A 20,105-nucleotide genomic window follows, 5' to 3' on the forward strand; every position below is an offset into this window, starting at 1 on the left:
AGATACTCACAAACAACATTATTCACTTTTAACAACCGATGCTAGTTACCACTACCGACTTCATTCAAGATCGAACTGTTGAAAATTATTTAGGTATAGTTACTGCCGAAGTTGTATTTGGCACTAACGCCTTTCGAGATTTTTTTGCAGGAATTAGAGATACCTTTGGCGGACGCACTGGCAGCTATGAGAAAGTATTTGAAAAAGGTCAGCAAAAAGCAATTGAAGAACTAGAGCGACGCGCTAAAAAATTAGGTGCTGATGCCGTTATTGGGGTTGAAGTCGATACGGGTACGATAAATGTAGACCAGAAAGGGGTGTTAGTTTTGATTACGGCTACGGGAACAGCGGTTAAGTTCCAGTAGTCACGGGTTGAATGGCTTTTTTGAATTTTCGTGTTGCGTCATTTTATGTCAAACATATTAAAAATAGATAACAAAATACACTCCGTGCAAATTTTTCCCGTTCTCAATCTCAAAGTTCATCTTCATGATGATTATTGCCAGTGGTTATTGACCAGACTGGCAGAAGGAAGTAGCACACACGTCGTTACCCTCAACGCCGAGATGTCTATGATGGCACAGGAAAATAAAGCTTTAGCTGCAGCGGTCGAGCAAGCGGACTTAGTAGTTCCCGATGGTGCGGGAGTTATTTTGTATATGCGTATGCGAGGTTTAAAGCGCGCTCGCTGTCCTGGAATAGAATTAGCGGCATCTTTGTTAGAGCAACTAGGAAAAACTTCCTTTGCCGAATCGGTATGTTTTTATGGAGCAAAACCTGGAGTTGCCGCTACTGCCGCTCAAATTTGGCAGCATAGAGTTCCCTCTCTGGCAATTATGACTCAAGATGGCTATCTAAGCGATGAGGCAGAAGCAAAATGGAAACAAACCTTACAAATGCGTCAGCCTAAAGTAATTTTAGTCGGGTTGGGTGTACCAAAACAGGAGTTCTGGATACAGCAAAATCGCCACTTATGTCCCAATTCAATTTGGATTGGGGTTGGTGGTAGTTTTGATATTTGGGCGGGTGAAAAATCTCGCGCTCCTGTATGGTTGAGAAATAATAATTTAGAGTGGACATATCGCCTCTATCAAGAACCTTGGCGCTGGCGAAGAATGCTGTATTTACCTCGATTTTTCTGGCGTTCTTTACCAATTATTAGATAGCCGATCGATTATTTTTAAGGCATAAGCTCTGCTTGAGAGCGGTTATTAGCAAAATCTTTGATAGAAATACTTTCAACTATAGGTTCTGAAGCCAACTCTTCCAAATTTACAGACTGTAATAAATTTAACCACTTAGTTGCTACTGCCGATTCATCAGTAGAACTTACTTTGTGCTTGGCTAACATAGATAGTGCATCGTACCAAAAACCTTGTTGGTGATAGATCTCTGCTTTCTCTACAGTGTTAGAAGTATTCGAGAGCCGTTCGAGGGTAGCCGAATCTAGTTGTTCCTGGCGCATCCATCCTTCAACCACCAGATCGCGAGAGCGATATTGAGGATTGCAAATCAATGATAAATACCAATGATAATTTTGTTCGGTATTGACCGAAGATGCGAGAATTCGACTGGGAATATTTACCTCAACAATTCCTTTACCAGTTGTAGTAATAAAATCCTCGTAAATTAGTCGGTCTGCTTCATTTCGCAACACAAACTCTATGGTTTTGGGTTCGGTGGTTTCGGGAATATAGAAAAAAAGACTGGGTGAATTAGAGTTAGTAGATGCTACCCGAGCTTCTGGAACTAAAGCAATTAGATTGCTGCTGCTATCGACGCACCGACTTAACTTACCGCTTCTACTCCCTCCATCTCGACGCTGAATAGGTAGCCCCTGATTTTCCCGCTCTAAAGAGCTAGAATTGCTAGCTTTTTCTGCATTAGCTGGTTGAGAAAAGGCTAATAAATAGCTGAAAATTACTAGTAAACCAAGCGCACCGCCAAGTTTGTTTGAGTTTTTTTTTGTTTTTGAGATTATATTTAACATATTTAATAATATAAAATCCAGGCTTTTTTATACAACAATTATAATTTGGACTTTTAATAAGTGTCGATATAAAAAAGTAAAGTTATACTCAATACTTATAAAGCTTTAACAATAAGTAGAAACACTAACAATTAATTTAATTAACTCAGTATTTTTACTTAGAAAAAGCAAAAAGAAGAAGCTGATACATTCAATATGTTTATACGCAAACTACTTTTGAGGTTGACAAACAAAGATCCTAATCTAGATATTTACAATCGAAATTATATTCTATCAATTTTGTTTGTCACCATAATTATTACTTTTATTCTGTCAATAATTAGACGTTTGGGTGGTTTGCAACTATTAGAATTAACCGCCTATGATTGGATGGTAAATTTACATACCAAAAATAAACTCGATACTAAACTGTTAGTAGTTGAAATTACAGATGCAGATATCGAACAATTAAATCGCTGGCCTATTGCCGATGCTACATTTGCTAAATTATTGCAAAATTTACAACAATATAATCCTAAAGCGATTGGTTTAGATATATATCGCGATATTACACATCCTCCTGGTAGTCTTGTCTTAGCTCGACAGTTGCAGCGAGAAAATGTAATAACTATTGAATATCTCGGTAGTGGTGAAAATCGTGTTAGCTCGCCGCCTGGAGTACCAGAAGAACGAGTTGGGTTCAATGATATAGTTTTAGATGTCGATGGCGTACTGCGACGCAACTTAATGTATGCTCGTTTGGGCGATCGCGACTTATATTCTTTTGCCTTGCGTTTGAGCTTACTGTATTTGCAAGACCGCCAACTCGAATTTCAAGTAAATCCAGACTCTTTAAAAATTGGCGACAAAATTATAACTCGTCTCAAACCTAATTCTGGAGGCTACCAAATGCCCCCTTCGGAAGCTGTAGGGTGGCAGATTTTACTTGACTATAGTTACCCTAATGTCGCTCGCAGGATCTCATTGACTGAAGCTCTATCAGGCAAACTAGAACCAGATTTGGTAACAGACAAAATAGTTATTATTGGTACGAGCGCACCGAGTATTAAAGATATATTTTATACGCCCTATCATGGCTCTAAAGCTTTGATGCCTGGAGCTATAGCTCATGCTCACATGGTCGGACAAATTTTAGGGCTGGTATTAGATGAAAGGAGACAGTTTTGGTTTTGGTGGGAGTGGACTGAAACTGTTTGGATTTGGGGTTGGTCTTTAGTAGGGGCGGTAATTGCCTGGAAATTAAGACATCCTCTATCAATTGCCGGGGCTGGATTTTTTTCAGCGATCGGACTATGGAGTATCTGTTCTCTTGCCTTTGTTTTCTCAGGTTGGATTCCTTTGGTTTCTCCTATGCTGGCGTTTCTCTTGAGTAGTGGATTGGTACTAGGGTACAAAGTTCTATATACTCTTTTTTACGATTCTCTGACTGGACTGCCCAATCGCTTGATGTTTGCCAGACAGCTAACGCAACTCAAGCAAAACAATCAGTTCGTAAATGGTACAATTGCCGTTTTGTGTCTCGATCTCAATCGCTTTAAGTTAATTAATGAAGGTTTGGGATATGAAGCTGGCGATCGCCTTTTAATTTATACTGCTCGACGTTTAAAAAAATATTTGAATGCCAAAGCAATTTTAGCCAGAATTGGCGCGGATGAGTTTGGAATTGCCTTCAAAGTTACCGATGGAAGCACAGAAGCAATCGATTTGGCAACCGAAGTCGAAAGCGAGTTAGCTACGGAGTATCGGCTAAAGGAACAAACTGTTTTTATTTCAGTTAGTGTCGGACTGGCGATCGCGCAGCTTCAAGAAGATTTTAGTCCCGAAGAATTAATTCGTGCCTCTCATACCGCAATGTATAAAGCTAAAGCTTCTGGCAAATCACGCTATCAAATCTTCGCTAATAAAATGCACGAACAGGCATTTAAAAGATTAGAACTAGAGGCAGATTTACAAGAAGCAATTGTCAATTGCGAATTTGAACTTCATTATCAGCCGATTATTTCTCTGATAACAGGACAGCTTGCAGGTTTTGAAGCTTTAGTACGTTGGCAATCTCCTAAAAGGGGCTTTGTTTCTCCTGGAGCATTTATTCCGATAGCCGAGGAAACAGGTTTAATCGTGCCGTTAGGAAAGTGGATTTTAGAGACGGCATGTTGTCAGCTAAGTCAATGGCAACAGCAGTTCGATGGCAACGATTCGTTATTAATTAGCGTCAATCTTTCTAGCCGCCAGTTTGCACAACCCGACTTAGTAGAACAAGTCGAACATATTTTGGTATCGAGCAATCTAGATGCCAAAAATTTAAAATTAGAGATTACTGAAAGTATGGTGATGGATAATGTAGAGGATACTATTGTTTTACTCAATCGGCTTAAAAATTTGGGTATCAAGTTAAGTATGGACGATTTTGGCACGGGATTTTCTTCTTTTAGCTATTTGCATCGGTTTCCGATGGATACTTTAAAAATAGACCGCTCTTTTGTCAGTAATATGAGCAATGGTACTAAGAATCAAGAAATAGTTAGTACCATTGTGATGCTGGCTCATAAGTTAAACATGGATGTAATTGCCGAAGGAATTGAAACCGAGACTGAAAAGCAAATTTTACAAAGTTTAAACTGTGAATACGGACAGGGTTATTTTTTTGCCAAACCTTTAACTATAGTAAATGCCACCAAACTACTAGCTGACAAAAAAAGTTGGTAGCTAGTTTGTTTGCAACCAATTTTGATAATAATTTAAATAATTTTTATAGCTATATGTTTTCTCAACTCAAACAACGTTGCCTGTCGTTGTTAGTCTGTCTGGCGATGGGATTGAGTCTTAGTTTACTTGCCGCTAATTACAATGCTCTACACGTTGCCGCCAATGAACCTCCAACCATAGAAGAACGCTCGGCAGTAACTTGGGAAAGACAAGGACATAAGTTTTACTCGCTCGAACGCTTCGATCGCGCTGTAGAGTTTTGGGAACGAGCAGTAAAGATATATGCTACCAAGGGAGAAATACTCGCTCGCAGTAGAGTTTTAGGTAACTTAGCTCTGGCTTATGCTCGATTGGGAGCTTGGCAGCAAGCAAAAAACAATATTGCTGTCAGTTTAGAGTTATTAAACAGCAATACAGAGCTAGACGAGGGAAAACGCACTAAGGTTTTAGCCCAGGTATTAAACAATCGGGGAGTTTTACAGTTAACAACTAGTCAAACAGAAGCAGCGATCGCTTCCTGGCAAGAGGCACTCGATAATTATCGAACTGTCGGAGATAAAGCAGGAGCGATTAGAGCTACTCTCAATCTTGCCAATGCTTATAAAAACATAGGTTTATATCGTCGCGCTTTAAAAACTTTGCGTCAAATTACCGCCGAACTCAAACAGCAGCCAGATTCAGCTATTAAAGCGGCAGGCTTGAGAAGCTATGGCGAAATCAATCGGATCGTGGGCAATTACGAGCGATCGCGGCAAATTTTAGAACGCAGTCTGGCGATCGCCACAAAAATAGATGCTTCCTCAGAAAAAGTTAAAACTTTGTTGGCGTTGGGAAATACTTGGGAAGTAATAAACGATAACCAACAGGCACTGGAGTTATATTATCAGGGACTAAAAATTTGCTACAAAGATTTGGCTTGTAAACGCAGCGAACTACCGTTACAAATCAATTTAGCTCAGTTTAATTTACTTTTGGAAACTAAGTATTGGTGGCGAAGTATAGCTTTAATTCCCGAAATTAAATCTCGTCTGGTTACAAACGGCAATCGTACTAATTTATACCAGCAGATTAATTTTGCCCGTAACTTAGTTGAATTACGTCAGCGAAAACGCCATGCCTCGGCATCATTTAACACCGTTCCAACCTGGGCAGAAATTGCCGAAATTATTGCTAATGCTAATAGTAGTGCTGTAGCCCTGGGAGATAGAAGGGCTGAGTCTTATACTTTGGGTTTTCAAGGTCAGATCTACGAACAACAGCAACAATGGGATAAAGCACGTTTGGCGACCGAAAAAGCCTCGCAAATAGCTTTAGAAATTGATGCCCCTGAAATTAATTATTTATGGCAATGGCAACTCGGTAGAATTAGTCAGGCACGACAAGACCGAGAGAGCGCGATCGCTCATTATACTGGAGCGGTAGAAGCAATTAAGTTACTCAGTCAAAATCTAGCAGCCATAAACTCCGATCTTCAATACTCTTTTCGCGATAGTGTCGAACCAATCTATCGCGGTTTGGTTAGCTTGCTGCTATCAAATTCTGCTGTCGGTCAAACTGACTTGGAACGAGCCAGAAATGTTATCGAGTCACTACAAATTGCCGAATTAAATAACTTTTTTCGAGAAGCCTGTTTAGATGCTCAACCAATAAAAATTGAAAGTCTCGATAGCAAAGCGGCAATAATTTATCCAATTATTTTAGAAGATCGTCTGGAAGTAATTTTAAGTTTGCCAGGAAAACCCCTGCGCCAGTACACAACTGCAATCTCCAGCGATAAATTGGAAACAATCATCGAGCGGTTTAAGCAAGATATTGTAGTCCGTAGCCGTCGCAATTTTTACACTCCAGCCAGCCAGCTATACGATCTATTAATTCGTCCCGCAGCTAAAGATTTAGCTGGCAGTGGCGTTGATAATCTTATTTTTGTTCCCGATGGAGCTTTACGCAATATTCCACTAGCAGCTTTATATGATGGTCGAGAGTATCTTATCGAGCAATACAGAGTAAGTATGACTCCAAGCCTACAGTTGTTAGCTCCTCGCTCGTTAGATCGAGTAAAGTTTAAAACCGTTGCCGCAGGACTTTCAGAACCAACACAGGGCTTTTCTGGTTTAAATTATGTAAATCGAGAACTATCGGCAATTAAAGCCGAGGTAAGTAACGGTAGTGTAGTGTTGATGAATGACAAATTTACGTCTCAAGCACTAGAACGCGAAATTAAATTTACTAATTATCCCATCGTACATATTGCTACTCACGGTCAGTTTAGCTCCAGCCTCGAAGACACGTTTTTACTGGCTTGGAATAGTAAAATACAGATTGGCGAACTCGAACACATTTTGCAAACTAGAACTCCAACTTCCCAAAAGGCGATCGAACTGTTAGTGCTTAGTGCCTGTGAAACTGCGGCAGGTGATAAACGGGCAGCTTTGGGTTTAGCTGGAATTGCAGTACGTGCTGGAGCTAAAAGTACTCTCGCAACTTTGTGGTCGGTTAACGATCTGACTACGGCTGAGTTGATGAGCCAGTTTTATCAAGAGTTAACTACTAAAAACACTACTAAAACTGAGGCAATCAGACAAGCACAACTAAGCTTGTTGCATAGCCGTTGGCATCGACATCCATATTACTGGGCTCCCTATGTTTTACTAGGCAACTGGCTTTAACCGCTTCGCGGTAGCTGTTAGTTGATTATCTAGAGACAGACTAAAGACTAAAGACTTTAAAAAAAGCTAAAGGCTTAAAGCTTAAAGCTTGTTTTAGTTTTCTGCTAGCTGATATTGAGAGGTTTTGGCTTTTGACTGCGATTCTGAAACTAAAGGGGTTTCGGTAATCAAACGCGCACCTCGTCCCAGGGTAATGTAGTTCCACGCCCACTGAATCATCACGATGAGTTTGTTATCAAATTCAATTAAAAAATAGATATGAGCAAATACCCAAATCAGCCAAGCTAAAAAGCCCGAAAGTTGGGCAAAACCCAAATCGACGACAGCTTTATTTTGTCCGATTACTGCCAGACTACCAAAGTCATAGTACTTAAAGGCTTCTACGGCTTGACCTCTAACGCGTTTGCCAATCAGTTTGGCAACATACTCCCCTTCTTTAATGGCTACGGGTGCAACTCCAGGCAAAGGGCGATCTCCCTGATGGGAAAAGTTAGCCAAATCTCCGATAACAAAAATGTCGGAATATTTCTTGAGACTCAAATCTGGCTCGACCATAACTCTACCTACTCTGTCTAGTTCTGCTTCTGCTTTTTCTGCCAAAATTCTGCCCATAAAAGAAGCTTTGACCCCTGCCGCCCATAAAACAGTATGTGCTTCAATTTTATTAGTATTTTCCCCTTGGCGAAATGTTACCGTGTTATTGGTGATGTCAGTCACTAAAGTTTTAGTTTGAATTTCAACACCCAACTTTTCTAAAGCTTGTCGTGCTTGAGCCGAAGACTCTGGTGGGTAGGGAGGTAAGATACGATCCATCCCTTCAAACAATACAACTTTAGCTTGGGTAGTATCGATATCGCGAAAATCACCACAAAGAGATTTGTAAGCAATTTCGGCGATCGCACCAGCTAATTCTACGCCAGTCGGACCACCTCCCACGACCACAAATGTTAGTAAAGCCTGTTTTTTTTCGGGATCTGATTCTTTTTCGGCGGCTTCAAATGCCATAAAGATGCGGCGACGCATTTCTAGAGCATCTTCTACGGTTTTTAGTCCTGGTGCCTCGGTTTGCCACTGGTCGTTACCAAAGTAGTGATGGCTTACTCCCGTAGCAATCACCAGCGTATCGTAGTTTAATTCTTTTTCGCTCTCTAGATAAACTTTTTTGGCTTCGGGATCGATATCTACTACTTTATCGAGCAATACCTGGGTGTTTTTATGTTTACTCAAAACTACTCGCAAAGGAGAAGCAATATCGGCGGGTGACAAACTTCCAGTAGCTACTTGGTAGAGCAATGGCTGAAACAAATGAAAATTACGCTTGTCGATCAAAGTTACTTTAACTGGAGCATGCTTTAGAGATTTTGCAGCATATAGTCCGCCAAAGCCGCCACCGATGATTACTACGTGGGGAACCGACGATACTGGCTGTGTATTTTGTCTATTGTTTGTCAGGACAGTTTGCATGAGAATTAATATAGTTTGAGAACAATATATCGAGGGGCGACTTGGCAGAACTAAGGTTTCAAATCGCTTATAAATAAATATATATTAACTTTAATTAACTAAAGCGAAGAAAAATTACATTTTACCGTTAGTAATTTAAAATATTGCGATTGACTATATTAATATCTTGAAATTTATAATTTAGATGTAGTTAATCGAACAATAAGTGAGGGCAAAAGGCAAAAGACAGAAGGCAGAAGGTTTTGGGTTCTAAAAAAGAAAAAGTTTAAAATAAATAATTAGGTAATGGAGCAAACCCACAAGCGATCGCCATGCCGCTAAAAACTACCTTCGACATTCTAGATTTCTGGTTTGATGAAGCAACCGAAACAGTGTGGTTTAAAAAAGATTTGCTGTTCGATCGCCAAATTAAAGAAATTTTTCTCGATACTTACAAACTCGCTGCCGCAGTTGATTTAAGCGAGTCGCAAAATAACCCAAAAAAGTTTTTAGTTTGATTAGGTTGACCTAGCTCATAAAGCACAAAGAAATTATCGATCGCTTTGGCAGATTTCCCCATTGCAATCAAATTCTGGGTAGAGAATCGACAGCAGCAGAAAAACTGTTTTTAACTCAGCCTGGTTCGAGTTTTTAGTAGGGTTTAATCCCAATTAGAGTACGGTGGCGCGGATCGCTAGCTACTGTTGTTTTATAGTCAAAACCTACTTGCTGCATTGCCGCTTCGAGATCGAAAGTATAATAATCATCACTCCAGGGTTCGGTGCTTTTCATCAGGGTAAATAGTACGGGAGGAAGATTTTGAATTACAGGAGAAGCAGGATCGTTATCTACGATGCCGATGACTCCTCCTGGTTTGAGAATTCGCAGCACTTCTTTAAAGATGGCGGTTGTTGCCTGGCGGGGTAGTTCGTGCAGTACAAATTGAAGAGTTACGAGATCGAAGGAATTACTAGGCAATCTGGTATCTTCTGCCAAACCGTGTAGCCAGCGAGAAATTTCTTGCTGTTTGTCGTTAATTTTGGCGACTGCCAACATATAGGGAGATAAATCCAAACCGACAGTGCGCGGAGAACTATTTTGTTTGGCTGCAACGTAATGATGTAAGGCTAAAGTAGAAATACCTACCGAACAACCCAAATCGAGAATATCCGTCAGGCGATCGCCAGTGTATCTGGCTACTATATCGTAAAAACTGTGTCTTAATCTGGTATGTGCCGTTTGCCAGGTCAATTTTTCATCTTTCCAAACTCGTAAGGGCATTGAATAGGTAGCTGATGTCGCTTCAAAGGCTGCCTCCCAGCAAAGATTACCGCGATCGTAAGCGTGAAAAGGGACTAAATAATAGTCGGGGTAGACTAGCTTGTGGTTGGTAACTGAATCTAACAGTGCCTTGGCTTCTGACTGCTCTAACTCTCGATAGTTTTCGCGCCAGGATATGCCATTTTTCTCAGCAGTTTTAATAATTACCTGTCTAGCTTGATGTTTCATCAAACTGTATATAGGTTTAGTTCGGATTGCTAAATTGACCAAGCGAGATAAAATGTCGTCGCCTGCCCAAGATGGCTTTAACTTGTGGGTTTGAGACATAGCTATAGATAGTTGGTACGTAGTTATTGTATCGATCTGGCTAAAGCTCAGTACAAATTATTTAAAAAAAATAAAGTTGTTTTTAATTTAGTTATTTATATTGAATAAAAAAATAATTTCTAGTTAATAACACTGAGCCATTTAATTTTTAAATAAAAGAATCTAGAGTATTTTCTTATATGTTTTCGCTCATATAGAGCTATAAATGATGGAGATATAGTTGACAAACAGGTTGTCAATAGATAGATGTTAAAATCTTTTTATTTATTATTAACAGAGCAATATATACCTCACGGACATTGTTATTTATGGCAAAAGTCATTAGTTTTGCTGCATAGCATATCAGATGGTTTGACGGCGATCGCTTATTTTTCGATCGCGAGTTTTATCATATATCTTTTAAACAAAAGGAAAGATACACCGTTTAAAAATGCCTTTGTTTTGCTTGGGGCTTTAATAGTAGCTTGTGGAGTCTGCCATTTAATAGATATTATAACTTTATGGTATCCATTTTATTGGTTTGCTGGAGTAACCAAAGCGATTACGTCGGGAATTGCTTTGTACACTACATTTTACTTATTTTCCATCATTCCTAAAGCTTTAACTTTACCTTCTTTAGAACAGTTAGAAAACTTGAATCAACAGCTAAGAGAGCGAATTACAGAATGCGAAGCAGCAGAGATAGAAATACGGCAACTTAACTCGGAGTTAAAACGCCGAGTTAAACAAAGAACGACAACTTTAAATATACTCAATCGAGCTAATGAAGATTTACAAAAAAGTACGAAATTTAATGAAAAAATTACCAATTTAACTCCTAACTTGCTTTACATTTTCGATTTAGAAAGCAACCACTATATATATAGTAATCGTTTTATAGAAAAATTTCTTAGCTATGCTTCGAGCAAAAATCAAAATTTGGATCGTAGCTTATTAATTAAAGTTTTGCATCATTCAGATACTGAATTAATCGAACAGCATCATGAAAAGCTCATGAATCTTGAGAACGATGATTGTCTGGAAATTGAATATCGTATTAAAGATAAACAGGGAGTTTGGCATTGGCTACATAGTAAAGATACTATTTTTGAACGTCAAGCCGACGGTACACCCAAACAAATTTTAGGGTTAATTCAAGATGTTACTAAAATCAAAAAAAATCAACTAGAGTTAGAAGCTTTAAATATACAGTTAAAACAAAAAATACAAGCTTTAAAATCGAGTAATCTAGAGCGAATTAAACTGGCAAAAGTTAACGAATTTTTATTAGCCTGTTCCACGTTAAACGAGGTCAAAAAAGCACTGGCAGATTTACTAAAACCTTTGTTTCCCAACATCAACGGTGCAGTATATTTAGTCAACAACAGTAAAACAATAGTTGAAGCGATCGCCACCTGGGGTACGATCGATAGCGAGCTTAACTTTTCTACTCAAGAATGTTGGGGACTGCGACGCAGCGATACTCATCAATGCGAAACACAATTTCCTGGTATTTGCTGCAATCACGTTCGTATAGACGCTCGTAGTTGTCGTTACTCGATGTGTATACCAATGATGGCACAGGGAGAAACTTTAGGATTACTCTATCTAGATTGGAATAACTCGGATAATCTTACCAGAGCGTCTTTAGGCGATCGAGAAACTCGGTCATTTAGCGATCGCGATAGTAAAGTAGCTGTAACAATTCCGCCAGATGAAAGTATCTCCTTAATTCAAGAGCTTGGCGAAACCGTCGCACCAAATATTGCCATGTCTCTAGCAAATATAAAATTACAGGAAACCCTAAGATATCAAAGCTTTCGCGATCCTCTGACGGGGTTGTACAATCGTCGCTATTTAGAAGAATCTCTAACCAAAGAAATCGAACGCGCCCAGCGCAAGCAACATTATATTGGCATTATGATTCTCGATGTCGACTATTTTAAACGCTTTAACGATACTTACGGACATGATGCTGGAGATCTGGTATTACGTGCGGTTAGCCAGTATCTTCGCGAACAAACCCGTCAGTACGACCTTGCCTGTCGCTATGGAGGCGAAGAGTTGGTGACAATTATGCCAGAAGCTTCACTGGAAAATACCATTGTTCGCGCCGAAGGAATACGAGAAGGAATCAAAAATTTGGAACTAATTTATGAAGGAAAACATCTGGAAAAAGTGACTGTTTCCATTGGTATTAGCTGTTTTCCCGATGATGGTATTGAGTCTCACGCTCTCTTGAGGGCTGCCGATAAAGCCATGTATCAAGCAAAACAACAAGGGCGCGATCGGGTAGCTCGCTGTTAGCATTCTGTTTGGCAACAGTAGCTATTGCCAGTTGCCAACCAGGACAAATGGTGCCCAATAGTAAGGATGAACGGCTGTCTGTCCTTCCAACAGGGGGTTAGATTGTAAAGTTTTTAATAGTCTAAGTTGAGCGTTCCTTAAAGCTTCGGCTTTTTTTACTTCAGGTTGCTTGAACTCTTGATAAAACTGTCCCATCAACTGAGCCGTAGAAGAATCTTCTACAGACCACAAGGTAGCTATAGTACTACGAGTACCAGAACGAACCGTTACTCCTGCTAGTCCTAAAATTGCTCTTTCATCACCAGTAGCAGTTTCACAGGCACTAAGCACTACTAATTCTGGATTGCCAGCATCTAATAGGGAACTGAGGCGATCGACTCCTATAATATCACTGTCTCCCGTGACGATAAAAGTACGATTGGGATCGGAGCTAAACAAACCGTGTGTTGCCAGGTGAATGACGGGAAAATTGGATTGGAGTCGGTTTTGAATTGTAGTTAAGGTAAATTCTTCATTGAGTAGTTGTTGAGAAGCAGGAAAAGCCTCGGCAATTTGGTTTAATTCTTGAGGAACATTTATTAGGGGAGGGAAGACTTCTCCTTGTACTTCTATTTGCTGACTTACTCCTGCCGCTAAAACTTTTAATTGTTGTCTGGGTGTGTCTTGAGATTCAAGTAATTCCAGGCTAGGAACTAGAGCAATGCTATATTTTTCCAATAGATATTGCTGTCCATCATAGAGGGCTGCTAATGGGACTTGCTGTAGTTTGCCGTTAAGAACAAATACCAAAGTTTCAATTTGGTTTGCCTCTAACTCTGTTGCCAGTGGTTCGATTAACCAGCTATGAATGCGCTCGAAAATAGGCATTAGCTTTTGCCTATTTGTTTCTATTTCGGAAAAATTTAAGGGAATAGTTCTGACAATATTAATTGCCGAATCATCGACGCTTTCGTTGTAAAGATTATCGTACAGTTCGTCTAGAGTTGCATTGACCTGCGGTTCGTCAACTGGTATTACCACCTGCTGTAGGGGTTTGTTGGGTATGGAAAAAATAATTGCCAAACGGTCGGGTAAGGCAATGGGATAAATCACTGCGGCTTGAGGATCGAGGTCGTCAATTTGTACGGCAACATTGGCGACTTCCGAACAGGGGTCTTGGAAAAAGTTGTCTAGTTCTGCTAGCTGAAGCGATTCGACGACTCTACGAGCCAGCTCTAAATTTTGAGGCTGTTTTGGCTCGAATTCTTCTCTAACCGCATCTAAGTTAAAAATACTCAAAGCTTCTAGCTCTTCTGAAGTCAAATCGGTACTAAGTAGCAAATCGACTAGTTGTAAGTAAACGGGGCGTACTTCCTGCCTAAAATCAAACTGTACTAAGCGATCGTTAGCATTGAGATCGGTTCTTAGAGACTGAAGAGTATTAAAAGCAGCAGCATAAGCGGCGAGGGCTTCACGGTTTTGTCCCTGTTGTTTGAGTAGGCTACCAAGCTGAGATTGCCAGAGGTAAGTAGCTTCTGGAGCGTCACCGTTGAGATTGCGTTCTTGAGCCAAAACCAAAGCCCGTCGTGTTGTCGAAATCGCGGCTGGTAGTTGTCCCTGAAGGGAGTAATATTTACCGAGATATCCTAAAGCATAAGACTGGTTTTGCCGATCCTCAAGAGAGCGAGCCTGTTCTAAAGTAGTTGTCAATAGAGACTCAGTTCGGTTGAGTTGTTGAAGCCGCAAAAGATTTTGAGCATAGTTAATTCGAGCAAACAGAGCCTGTCGGCTGGGAGTGAGAATATTTAAGCTAGATTCGATTTCCGTCTGTAGCTTGGCTATTTGTTGTTGCTGTAGCTCTTCTAGCCGAGCTATAAAACTCTTGGTTCTTTCTAATTGCTGAGTCATACCCATACGTGCTTGAGTAGACATACGACGTTGGGCTTGCTGTTGCCACCAGGTTCTAGTATCTAGAATCAGATTGAGTTGATTGAGTTGTGACTGTAGCTGGGTCAAAGGAACGGAACTTTTAGCAGCGGTTCTATAAGTATCAATAGCAGCCCGATTGGGTGCGAGAGCAGATTCTAAAGATTGACGTTCGATAATTTCCGTTACTTCTTCATATTCCCAGCGATCGCGTACTCGATCGCCCATAGCTCGTTCGACATTACCCAAACTAAGTAAAGTCGTCCCCATTTCGGATGTATTTTGAGTTGCTTTTAAACTCAAATTCAGCATCGATCGTGCCTGTTCTAACATTCCCTGACGGCGAGAAATATCGCCCAAACTGCGCCAGCCAATAGCGCGATCGAGCGTCAGCGTATTTTCTTGTTTGGCAGAGGCTACTAGATCTTCTAATACTTCGCTATTGCAGTCGCGGCGATCGTCGCTTAGTGCCAGAATTAGAGTTCGACAGGCTTTGGGGTACAATCCCAAATCTCGTAGTGCTTGAGCTTGATTGATTAAGCTTCTGCTTACGTTATCGGCATCGTCTGCTTCTTGATAGGCATCGGCTGCCTGTTGCCACAACTCTGCCGCTGCTGTTAGGTTGCCACGCTGATATTGCTGTTGTCCTGCTAGAGCCAGATCTAACGCCTCGGTCGCCTGCAAGCGAGCGGGAAAAAAAGCTAAAACCAAGCCCAACCCTACCAAACAAATAAAGGTTAATATACGACGACTCATTTTATAAATTTATAACTATTGAATGTTGTACCGAAGTTGAAAGTAAACTCCATTTTCTTGCCAGGTGCGATCGTCAGAATCGGTATTTATTAGAGGAATGCCAAAATCTACACGTGCTTCTAATCGCTCTGGCAATTCCCAAAGCACTCCCACCCCCGTACCGATTAAAGTATTAAAGTCAGTTGCTTCATCGTCAGCATTCCAACCAGTACCCCAGTCAACAAAAGGAGTAAGCTGCACTGTACCCCAACGTTCGCTACTGGCAATGGGCAATCGTACTTCTGCCGAAGCAAACCAGCCACTGTCGGTTAATAAGTCGTCCTGGCGATAACCCCTTACGGAAGCTCCCCCTCCCAAACTAAACTGCTCGACTGTCAGTAATGGATCTGCTGCTAGTTGTAAATCGGAGCGTAACAATAAGGTTGGAGGTATTCGATTATCAAAGGTAGTTCTGCCCAACAACCGCAAATAAAGCAACTGTCCTCGCCAGGCAAAAAACTGACCATCTGGCTCTACGTCGTTAATAGTGGCATCAAAAGCGTCGATACCGAGGTTCAACTGCGATCGCGCGGAAATTACCGAAACGCGATCGCGACGCAGCCATTCTTGTGCCAAACGCAGGGCAGAAATTCTAGTTTCCCCGTCTTCGCTAGCTCCTGGAGACAGCGGATAATCGACATCAACAATTGAAGTATCGCTTTCTCGTCTAGAAGCAATTAACTCTAAAGCTACTTCCTGATTGGCTTGAGGAGTAGCTCTTTGAATTACTGGTTGTCGCCAGGATAGAGCAAAATCCCGCGAATCGATTTCAATATCTAAATCTTCAAAGGGAGGTTCGATAATCTCATTGTCGGCAATTCTAAAATCAAAACTTACAGTTCCATTTTGGGCATTGACTGGCAAAGTATAGCCTCCTTCAAAGCTATCGCTACCATCGGTATTGCTATAGGCAAAGTTTATACCGTCGCCAATACCGAAAAGATTATTTTCAATAACTTCGATGCGACGTTCAAAAGTTCCGATAACTGGGTTGCGGCTATTATTAATGCTTGGTTGCAGAAAAAAAGTATCGGCTTCAGTTACCGAAACCGTCAGCGAATTGGTACCTGGTCTGATACCTGCGGCAAGTTCGGCATCTAAACTGGCGATTAAGGGATTAAATTGCAGTAGCTGAAGAGCTTCCTGTAGTTTGTCAATATTGAGCGGAGCGGCAATAGCTCGTTCGAGACGAGCGCGGACATAGTCGGGATTGAGTCTACCCTCGGCGATGTCGATCTCCACATTACTCACGCTCCCCTCTACGATTTGAATTTGAACCGTATCCGACTCTAAGTTTTGTGCCGGAATATAGGCTCCCGAAGTAATGTATCCTTGCTGGATGTAGAGTTCGCTAATTTTATCGGCAGCTTGAAGTAAGCGGGCAAAGGAAATAGGTTTACCGCGAAATTTGGCAACCGCCTCTGCTAGTTCGGCATCGCTAAAAACGGTGCTACCGACGAACTCAAATTTTCTCACCACAATCGTGCCTGGAATATCAACTGCTGATTCGGGGGAAGGAGGAGCGAGGGGAGAATTGAAATCGAATTGTTTTGGCGGCGATTGTCGCGGAGTGGTAGGCTGGGGAAGTTCGGGAGGTTCGGGGGCTTGCGCTCTCACTTGAGGAACAACAATAAAAATAGTAGCTAAGAATGAAAAATAGCTACACGCCTTCAGATACTTGCTACTGACCTTTAAATCCTTCAACATCCAATTAACGAACATGACAGTCAGGAGAATTTAAAGGTGAACTATTAACGGTATCGGGCGATTGGGCAGCAAGAACGACTACACCGTCGGGGTTAACATACCAGTCTCTAGCCGCAGGTGGTAACTGAGAAGTATTGGTTTTCTCATCGGTATCATCTGCATTACTAGCCTCAGAATCATCGGGAGTAAAAGCGATCGCCGATTCGCCGCTCAAAGGTTCGCTCGGTCTGGGTGGTAAGCCACCGCGACCCGTAATAGTTAGCTCGCTGCTGCGAGCGTCGCGCTCTGAAGAACAGGCTAATGCTACCGCTTCTTCTGCTTGGGCTGGCTGCTCGGGTAAATTAATAGTTTCTAGATTGGGTTCTGGTTCTAAGACGCTAAAGGTAATAATACCGTCTACTCCCCCTGGTGAGGCACTAGCATCAACCACGCAACTAGGGCAAATAAACAGACTTTCTGTATCGACCAAAATGTTTCCTCCATCGCCTCCTTCTGTCGCATTAGCAATCAACTCACTCCCTTCTAAAGCCACTAAATTATCTGCCTGAATAGTAATGTTGCCACCATTGCCAGAGCCTCCAGCAGAAGCTGTAGTGGTACTTTGCCTGCGCCAAAAAACATTGTCTGCTTCGAGAAAAATATTGCCTCCTACTCCAGTTTCGGTTGCGGCAGTAATCTCGCTTTGATTATCGATAACAATTTCATTGGCAACAATGCTCAATTCACCAGTACCTCCTTCACCTATGCTTTGAACGTCAATACTCGCGCCATCGCGAATGGTTAAATCGGGTGTAGTAATGTTTATCGCCCCAGCCGCTCCAGTAGCATCTAAATCGGGGAAAATAGCTCTACCCGATGCCGCAAATAGTCCTCCCCTTCTTGTAGTGCCGATGTTAAGAGTTCCACCTACATCGATAAATTCACTAGCGTTAATGGTTAAATCTCCGCCATTTCCACTGCCTAAAGTAGCAGTGGTAATATCACCGCCGTCTCTAACGGTTAGCCGCTCGGTCGTAATATTTATATTACCTGCATCGGAGTCGCTGAAGGTAGAAGAACCAATACCGCTAGAAAATTTAGTGTTATAGGGAATGCCGCTTATATCAATCTCATTTGCCTCAATATTTATGTTTCCCCCAGTGCCTCCAGTATTGATAACTGACTCATCTAACAGTACCAGTCCACTATTGTTGGTAACAAATGCGTCATTAATATTTAAGCGGTCGGTAACGATCTCAATATTCCCTGCCGCTCCCGACCCGACGCTAGAATTAGCATAAATACCAGTTAGTAATGCAGCACCTTCTGGGCTATTCTGCAAAGTAACTGTTTGGGAAGCGTCGATCTTTATATCTCCAGCCGCAGCAGCTCCCAGAGTAATATCGAGCAAAACCGCTCCATCTCTTATATCTAAACTTGCCGTATCGATATCGATATCGCCTGCGGTGTTTCCTGCTACGCTGTCCTGTACGGCTCCAGCTTGCAGTGCAGAGCTAACTAGTTCGATATTATTGGCACTGATATTAATATCTCCTCCTTTGCCTGTAGTAAAGGTAGGACTGTGAATTATCGAGCCATTATCCAGACGCAGAGAACCAGTATTGATGTTGACATTACCCGAAGTACCAGTCTCTACCGAACCAATAAATAAACCAGTACCGCGATCGCTTGGCTGAAAGGTTTTTTCCAGCACTGCTACCTGAAAATTTTGGATTAGATCTCCTATTCCAGTACCATTTATGGTAACTGCATCGCTAGCAATATTGAGATCTCCTCCCGCACCCGCACCATAGGCGGTAGTAGAAATAAAGGCGCGATCGCTAATACTTAAATTAGAAGTAGCGATATTAATATTTCCCCCATTGCCCCCTGCCAAGGATTCGTTGACAATATTGCTGCCGTTTTGGCTACTATTGAAACCCTGGAGCATTAGCGATTCTGAGGCACCGACATCGATGGCACCTGCTGCTGTCTCTGCCGTATTTTGAATCAATAATGACGAACCATCCGTTAGAGATACCTGACTACCTCGTACTTGAATTGAACCGCCCGAATTCGATCCCGTACTGCTGGCATCTGCCAGAGCTTGCGATCGCAGTTGTAAATCGGCAAAGGCAGCAACATTTTCATAACTCAAGTTCCAGCCCATTGCTCCAGGATCGAGGTTTACGGTTCCTTGAGCCACACTGCCTAGTTCGATGTCTCCTCCCCTGGCGGTAACGGTGCCACCGTCAAAGATCAATCCCTTGCCTACTAAAGCCAGAGTTCGCTCCGACTGCACCTGCAACCCAGGATTTTCCAATATGTCTAAAGGTGAAGCTAAATCAGTTTCTGTTATCTGGTTGCCAATTCCTTCAACTCCAATCGCTCCAGAGCTTTGCCCCATTTGCAATCCTAAAGGCACACTTACCGTCAAGAGCGTATTTTGAGTATCTGTCGCGCTAAATACCGTTCCGTCTTCAAATATCAAGCTCTCGGCGGTGCTGCCTAAAAACGAGCCACCAATATCCAATCGCGCATTGGCACCAAAATTAATGCCCGCAGGATTGATCAAAATTAGATTGGCGTTACCGTTAGCTCGAATCAAACCGTCAATTTCAGAAATTGAGCCGCCAGTCACTCTGCTAATAGCGTTTACTACATCTGTGGCGTTGTTAAAAAATGCGGTATTGTCAGTGGGGAGAGAAAATTCTTGAAAGCTGTGAAACAGGTTATCTCCTACTCTTTCGCCTCCCGTAATTTCCCAGACATCATTCGTTCGATCGACTTCTGTGGGAATAGTACCATCAGGAGTAATTTGAGCTATGGCAGGAGTGGCGATCGCACAGGAACTTAAAACTGTTGCTATTTTTAGCTGCTGTGATTTTATGAAGCTGCACGGAAAATAAGTCATTACTCTATCTCTCTAATGATTGACCCACTAGATCTTTTTTGGTTGAGAATAAATCAATCGTACGACTCGTATTATCATATATTAATCGTGACAAAAACAAAAAGTT

General features: G+C 41.6%; 12 protein-coding genes and 1 pseudogene. 7 read left to right on the forward strand and 6 right to left on the reverse strand.

Annotated features, from left to right (window positions below):
• Window positions 1-38 precede the first annotated feature (38 nt).
• Together KV40_RS02725 and KV40_RS02730 are read left to right on the forward strand one after the other, a co-directional pair.
• A complete protein-coding gene (locus tag KV40_RS02725) occupies window positions 39-365 on the forward strand; it encodes a YbjQ family protein (protein ID WP_036477761.1) in 327 nt (108 codons plus the stop codon).
• Between the two features lie 45 nt (window positions 366-410).
• Entirely contained in the window at window positions 411-1,166 is a 756-nt protein-coding gene (locus tag KV40_RS02730) for a WecB/TagA/CpsF family glycosyltransferase (protein ID WP_052055291.1), read from the forward strand.
• A 14-nt stretch (window positions 1,167-1,180) separates the two neighbouring features.
• Here the strand turns inward: KV40_RS02730 and KV40_RS02735 are convergent, their stop codons facing one another.
• Entirely contained in the window at window positions 1,181-1,990 is an 810-nt protein-coding gene (locus tag KV40_RS02735) for a DUF928 domain-containing protein (protein ID WP_052055292.1), read from the reverse strand.
• A 222-nt stretch (window positions 1,991-2,212) separates the two neighbouring features.
• Here KV40_RS02735 and KV40_RS02740 point away from each other — a divergent pair, with 222 nt between their 5' ends.
• Entirely contained in the window at window positions 2,213-4,696 is a 2,484-nt protein-coding gene (locus tag KV40_RS02740; RefSeq protein WP_253274140.1) for an EAL domain-containing protein, read from the forward strand.
• Window positions 4,697-4,701: 5 nt separating this feature from the next.
• A complete protein-coding gene (locus KV40_RS02745; protein ID WP_253274141.1) occupies window positions 4,702-7,362 on the forward strand; it encodes a CHAT domain-containing protein in 2,661 nt (886 codons plus the stop codon).
• A gap of 93 nt (window positions 7,363-7,455) precedes the next feature.
• Here the strand turns inward: KV40_RS02745 and KV40_RS02750 are convergent, their stop codons facing one another.
• Window positions 7,456-8,826, reverse strand: a complete 1,371-nt coding sequence (locus KV40_RS02750; RefSeq protein WP_052055293.1) for an NAD(P)/FAD-dependent oxidoreductase — start codon at window positions 8,824-8,826, stop codon at window positions 7,456-7,458.
• Between the two features lie 311 nt (window positions 8,827-9,137).
• Between KV40_RS02750 and KV40_RS35980 the strand changes: the two genes are divergently transcribed.
• Window positions 9,138-9,323, forward strand: coding sequence for a DUF924 family protein (locus KV40_RS35980; protein WP_036477766.1), 186 nt, complete (start codon window positions 9,138-9,140; stop codon window positions 9,321-9,323).
• A gap of 17 nt (window positions 9,324-9,340) precedes the next feature.
• A pseudogene (locus KV40_RS35985) lies at window positions 9,341-9,460 on the forward strand (DUF924 family protein); the annotation flags it as partial.
• Here KV40_RS35985 and KV40_RS02760 read toward each other — a convergent pair.
• Complete coding sequence (locus tag KV40_RS02760; protein WP_036477770.1) at window positions 9,457-10,413, reverse strand: class I SAM-dependent methyltransferase; 957 nt, start codon at window positions 10,411-10,413, stop codon at window positions 9,457-9,459. The pseudogene KV40_RS35985 and the gene KV40_RS02760 sit on opposite strands and share 4 nt — an antisense overlap.
• Window positions 10,414-10,659: 246 nt before the next feature.
• Between KV40_RS02760 and KV40_RS02765 the strand changes: the two genes are divergently transcribed.
• Entirely contained in the window at window positions 10,660-12,699 is a 2,040-nt protein-coding gene (locus tag KV40_RS02765) for a diguanylate cyclase (protein WP_036477772.1), read from the forward strand.
• A gap of 21 nt (window positions 12,700-12,720) precedes the next feature.
• Here the strand turns inward: KV40_RS02765 and KV40_RS02770 are convergent, their stop codons facing one another.
• The 3 genes from KV40_RS02770 to KV40_RS02780 form a co-directional block, all read right to left on the reverse strand.
• Entirely contained in the window at window positions 12,721-15,360 is a 2,640-nt protein-coding gene (locus tag KV40_RS02770; protein WP_036477775.1) for a CHAT domain-containing protein, read from the reverse strand.
• A gap of 15 nt (window positions 15,361-15,375) precedes the next feature.
• Entirely contained in the window at window positions 15,376-17,016 is a 1,641-nt protein-coding gene (locus KV40_RS02775; protein WP_052055318.1) for a ShlB/FhaC/HecB family hemolysin secretion/activation protein, read from the reverse strand.
• A 94-nt stretch (window positions 17,017-17,110) separates the two neighbouring features.
• A complete protein-coding gene (locus tag KV40_RS02780; protein WP_036477778.1) occupies window positions 17,111-19,999 on the reverse strand; it encodes a filamentous hemagglutinin N-terminal domain-containing protein in 2,889 nt (962 codons plus the stop codon).
• Between the last annotated feature and the right edge of the window lie 106 nt (window positions 20,000-20,105).

This window comes from Myxosarcina sp. GI1, assembly GCF_000756305.1.
Taxonomy (GTDB): domain Bacteria; phylum Cyanobacteriota; class Cyanobacteriia; order Cyanobacteriales; family Xenococcaceae; genus Myxosarcina.

Bases quoted from the DNA above. Each gene is read 5' to 3' on its own strand.
- KV40_RS02725 (WP_036477761.1), top strand. From the start codon at position 39: ATGCTAGTTACCACTACCGACTTCATTCAAGATCGAACTGTTGAAAAT.
- KV40_RS02730 (WP_052055291.1), top strand. From the start codon at position 411: ATGTCAAACATATTAAAAATAGATAACAAAATACACTCCGTGCAAATT.
- KV40_RS02735 (WP_052055292.1), bottom strand. From the start codon at position 1,990: ATGTTAAATATAATCTCAAAAACAAAAAAAAACTCAAACAAACTTGGC.
- KV40_RS02750 (WP_052055293.1), bottom strand. From the start codon at position 8,826: ATGCAAACTGTCCTGACAAACAATAGACAAAATACACAGCCAGTATCG.
- KV40_RS35980 (WP_036477766.1), top strand. From the start codon at position 9,138: ATGCCGCTAAAAACTACCTTCGACATTCTAGATTTCTGGTTTGATGAA.
- KV40_RS02760 (WP_036477770.1), bottom strand. From the start codon at position 10,413: ATGTCTCAAACCCACAAGTTAAAGCCATCTTGGGCAGGCGACGACATT.
- KV40_RS02765 (WP_036477772.1), top strand. From the start codon at position 10,660: ATGTTAAAATCTTTTTATTTATTATTAACAGAGCAATATATACCTCAC.
- KV40_RS02770 (WP_036477775.1), bottom strand. From the start codon at position 15,360: ATGAGTCGTCGTATATTAACCTTTATTTGTTTGGTAGGGTTGGGCTTG.
- KV40_RS02780 (WP_036477778.1), bottom strand. From the start codon at position 19,999: ATGACTTATTTTCCGTGCAGCTTCATAAAATCACAGCAGCTAAAAATA.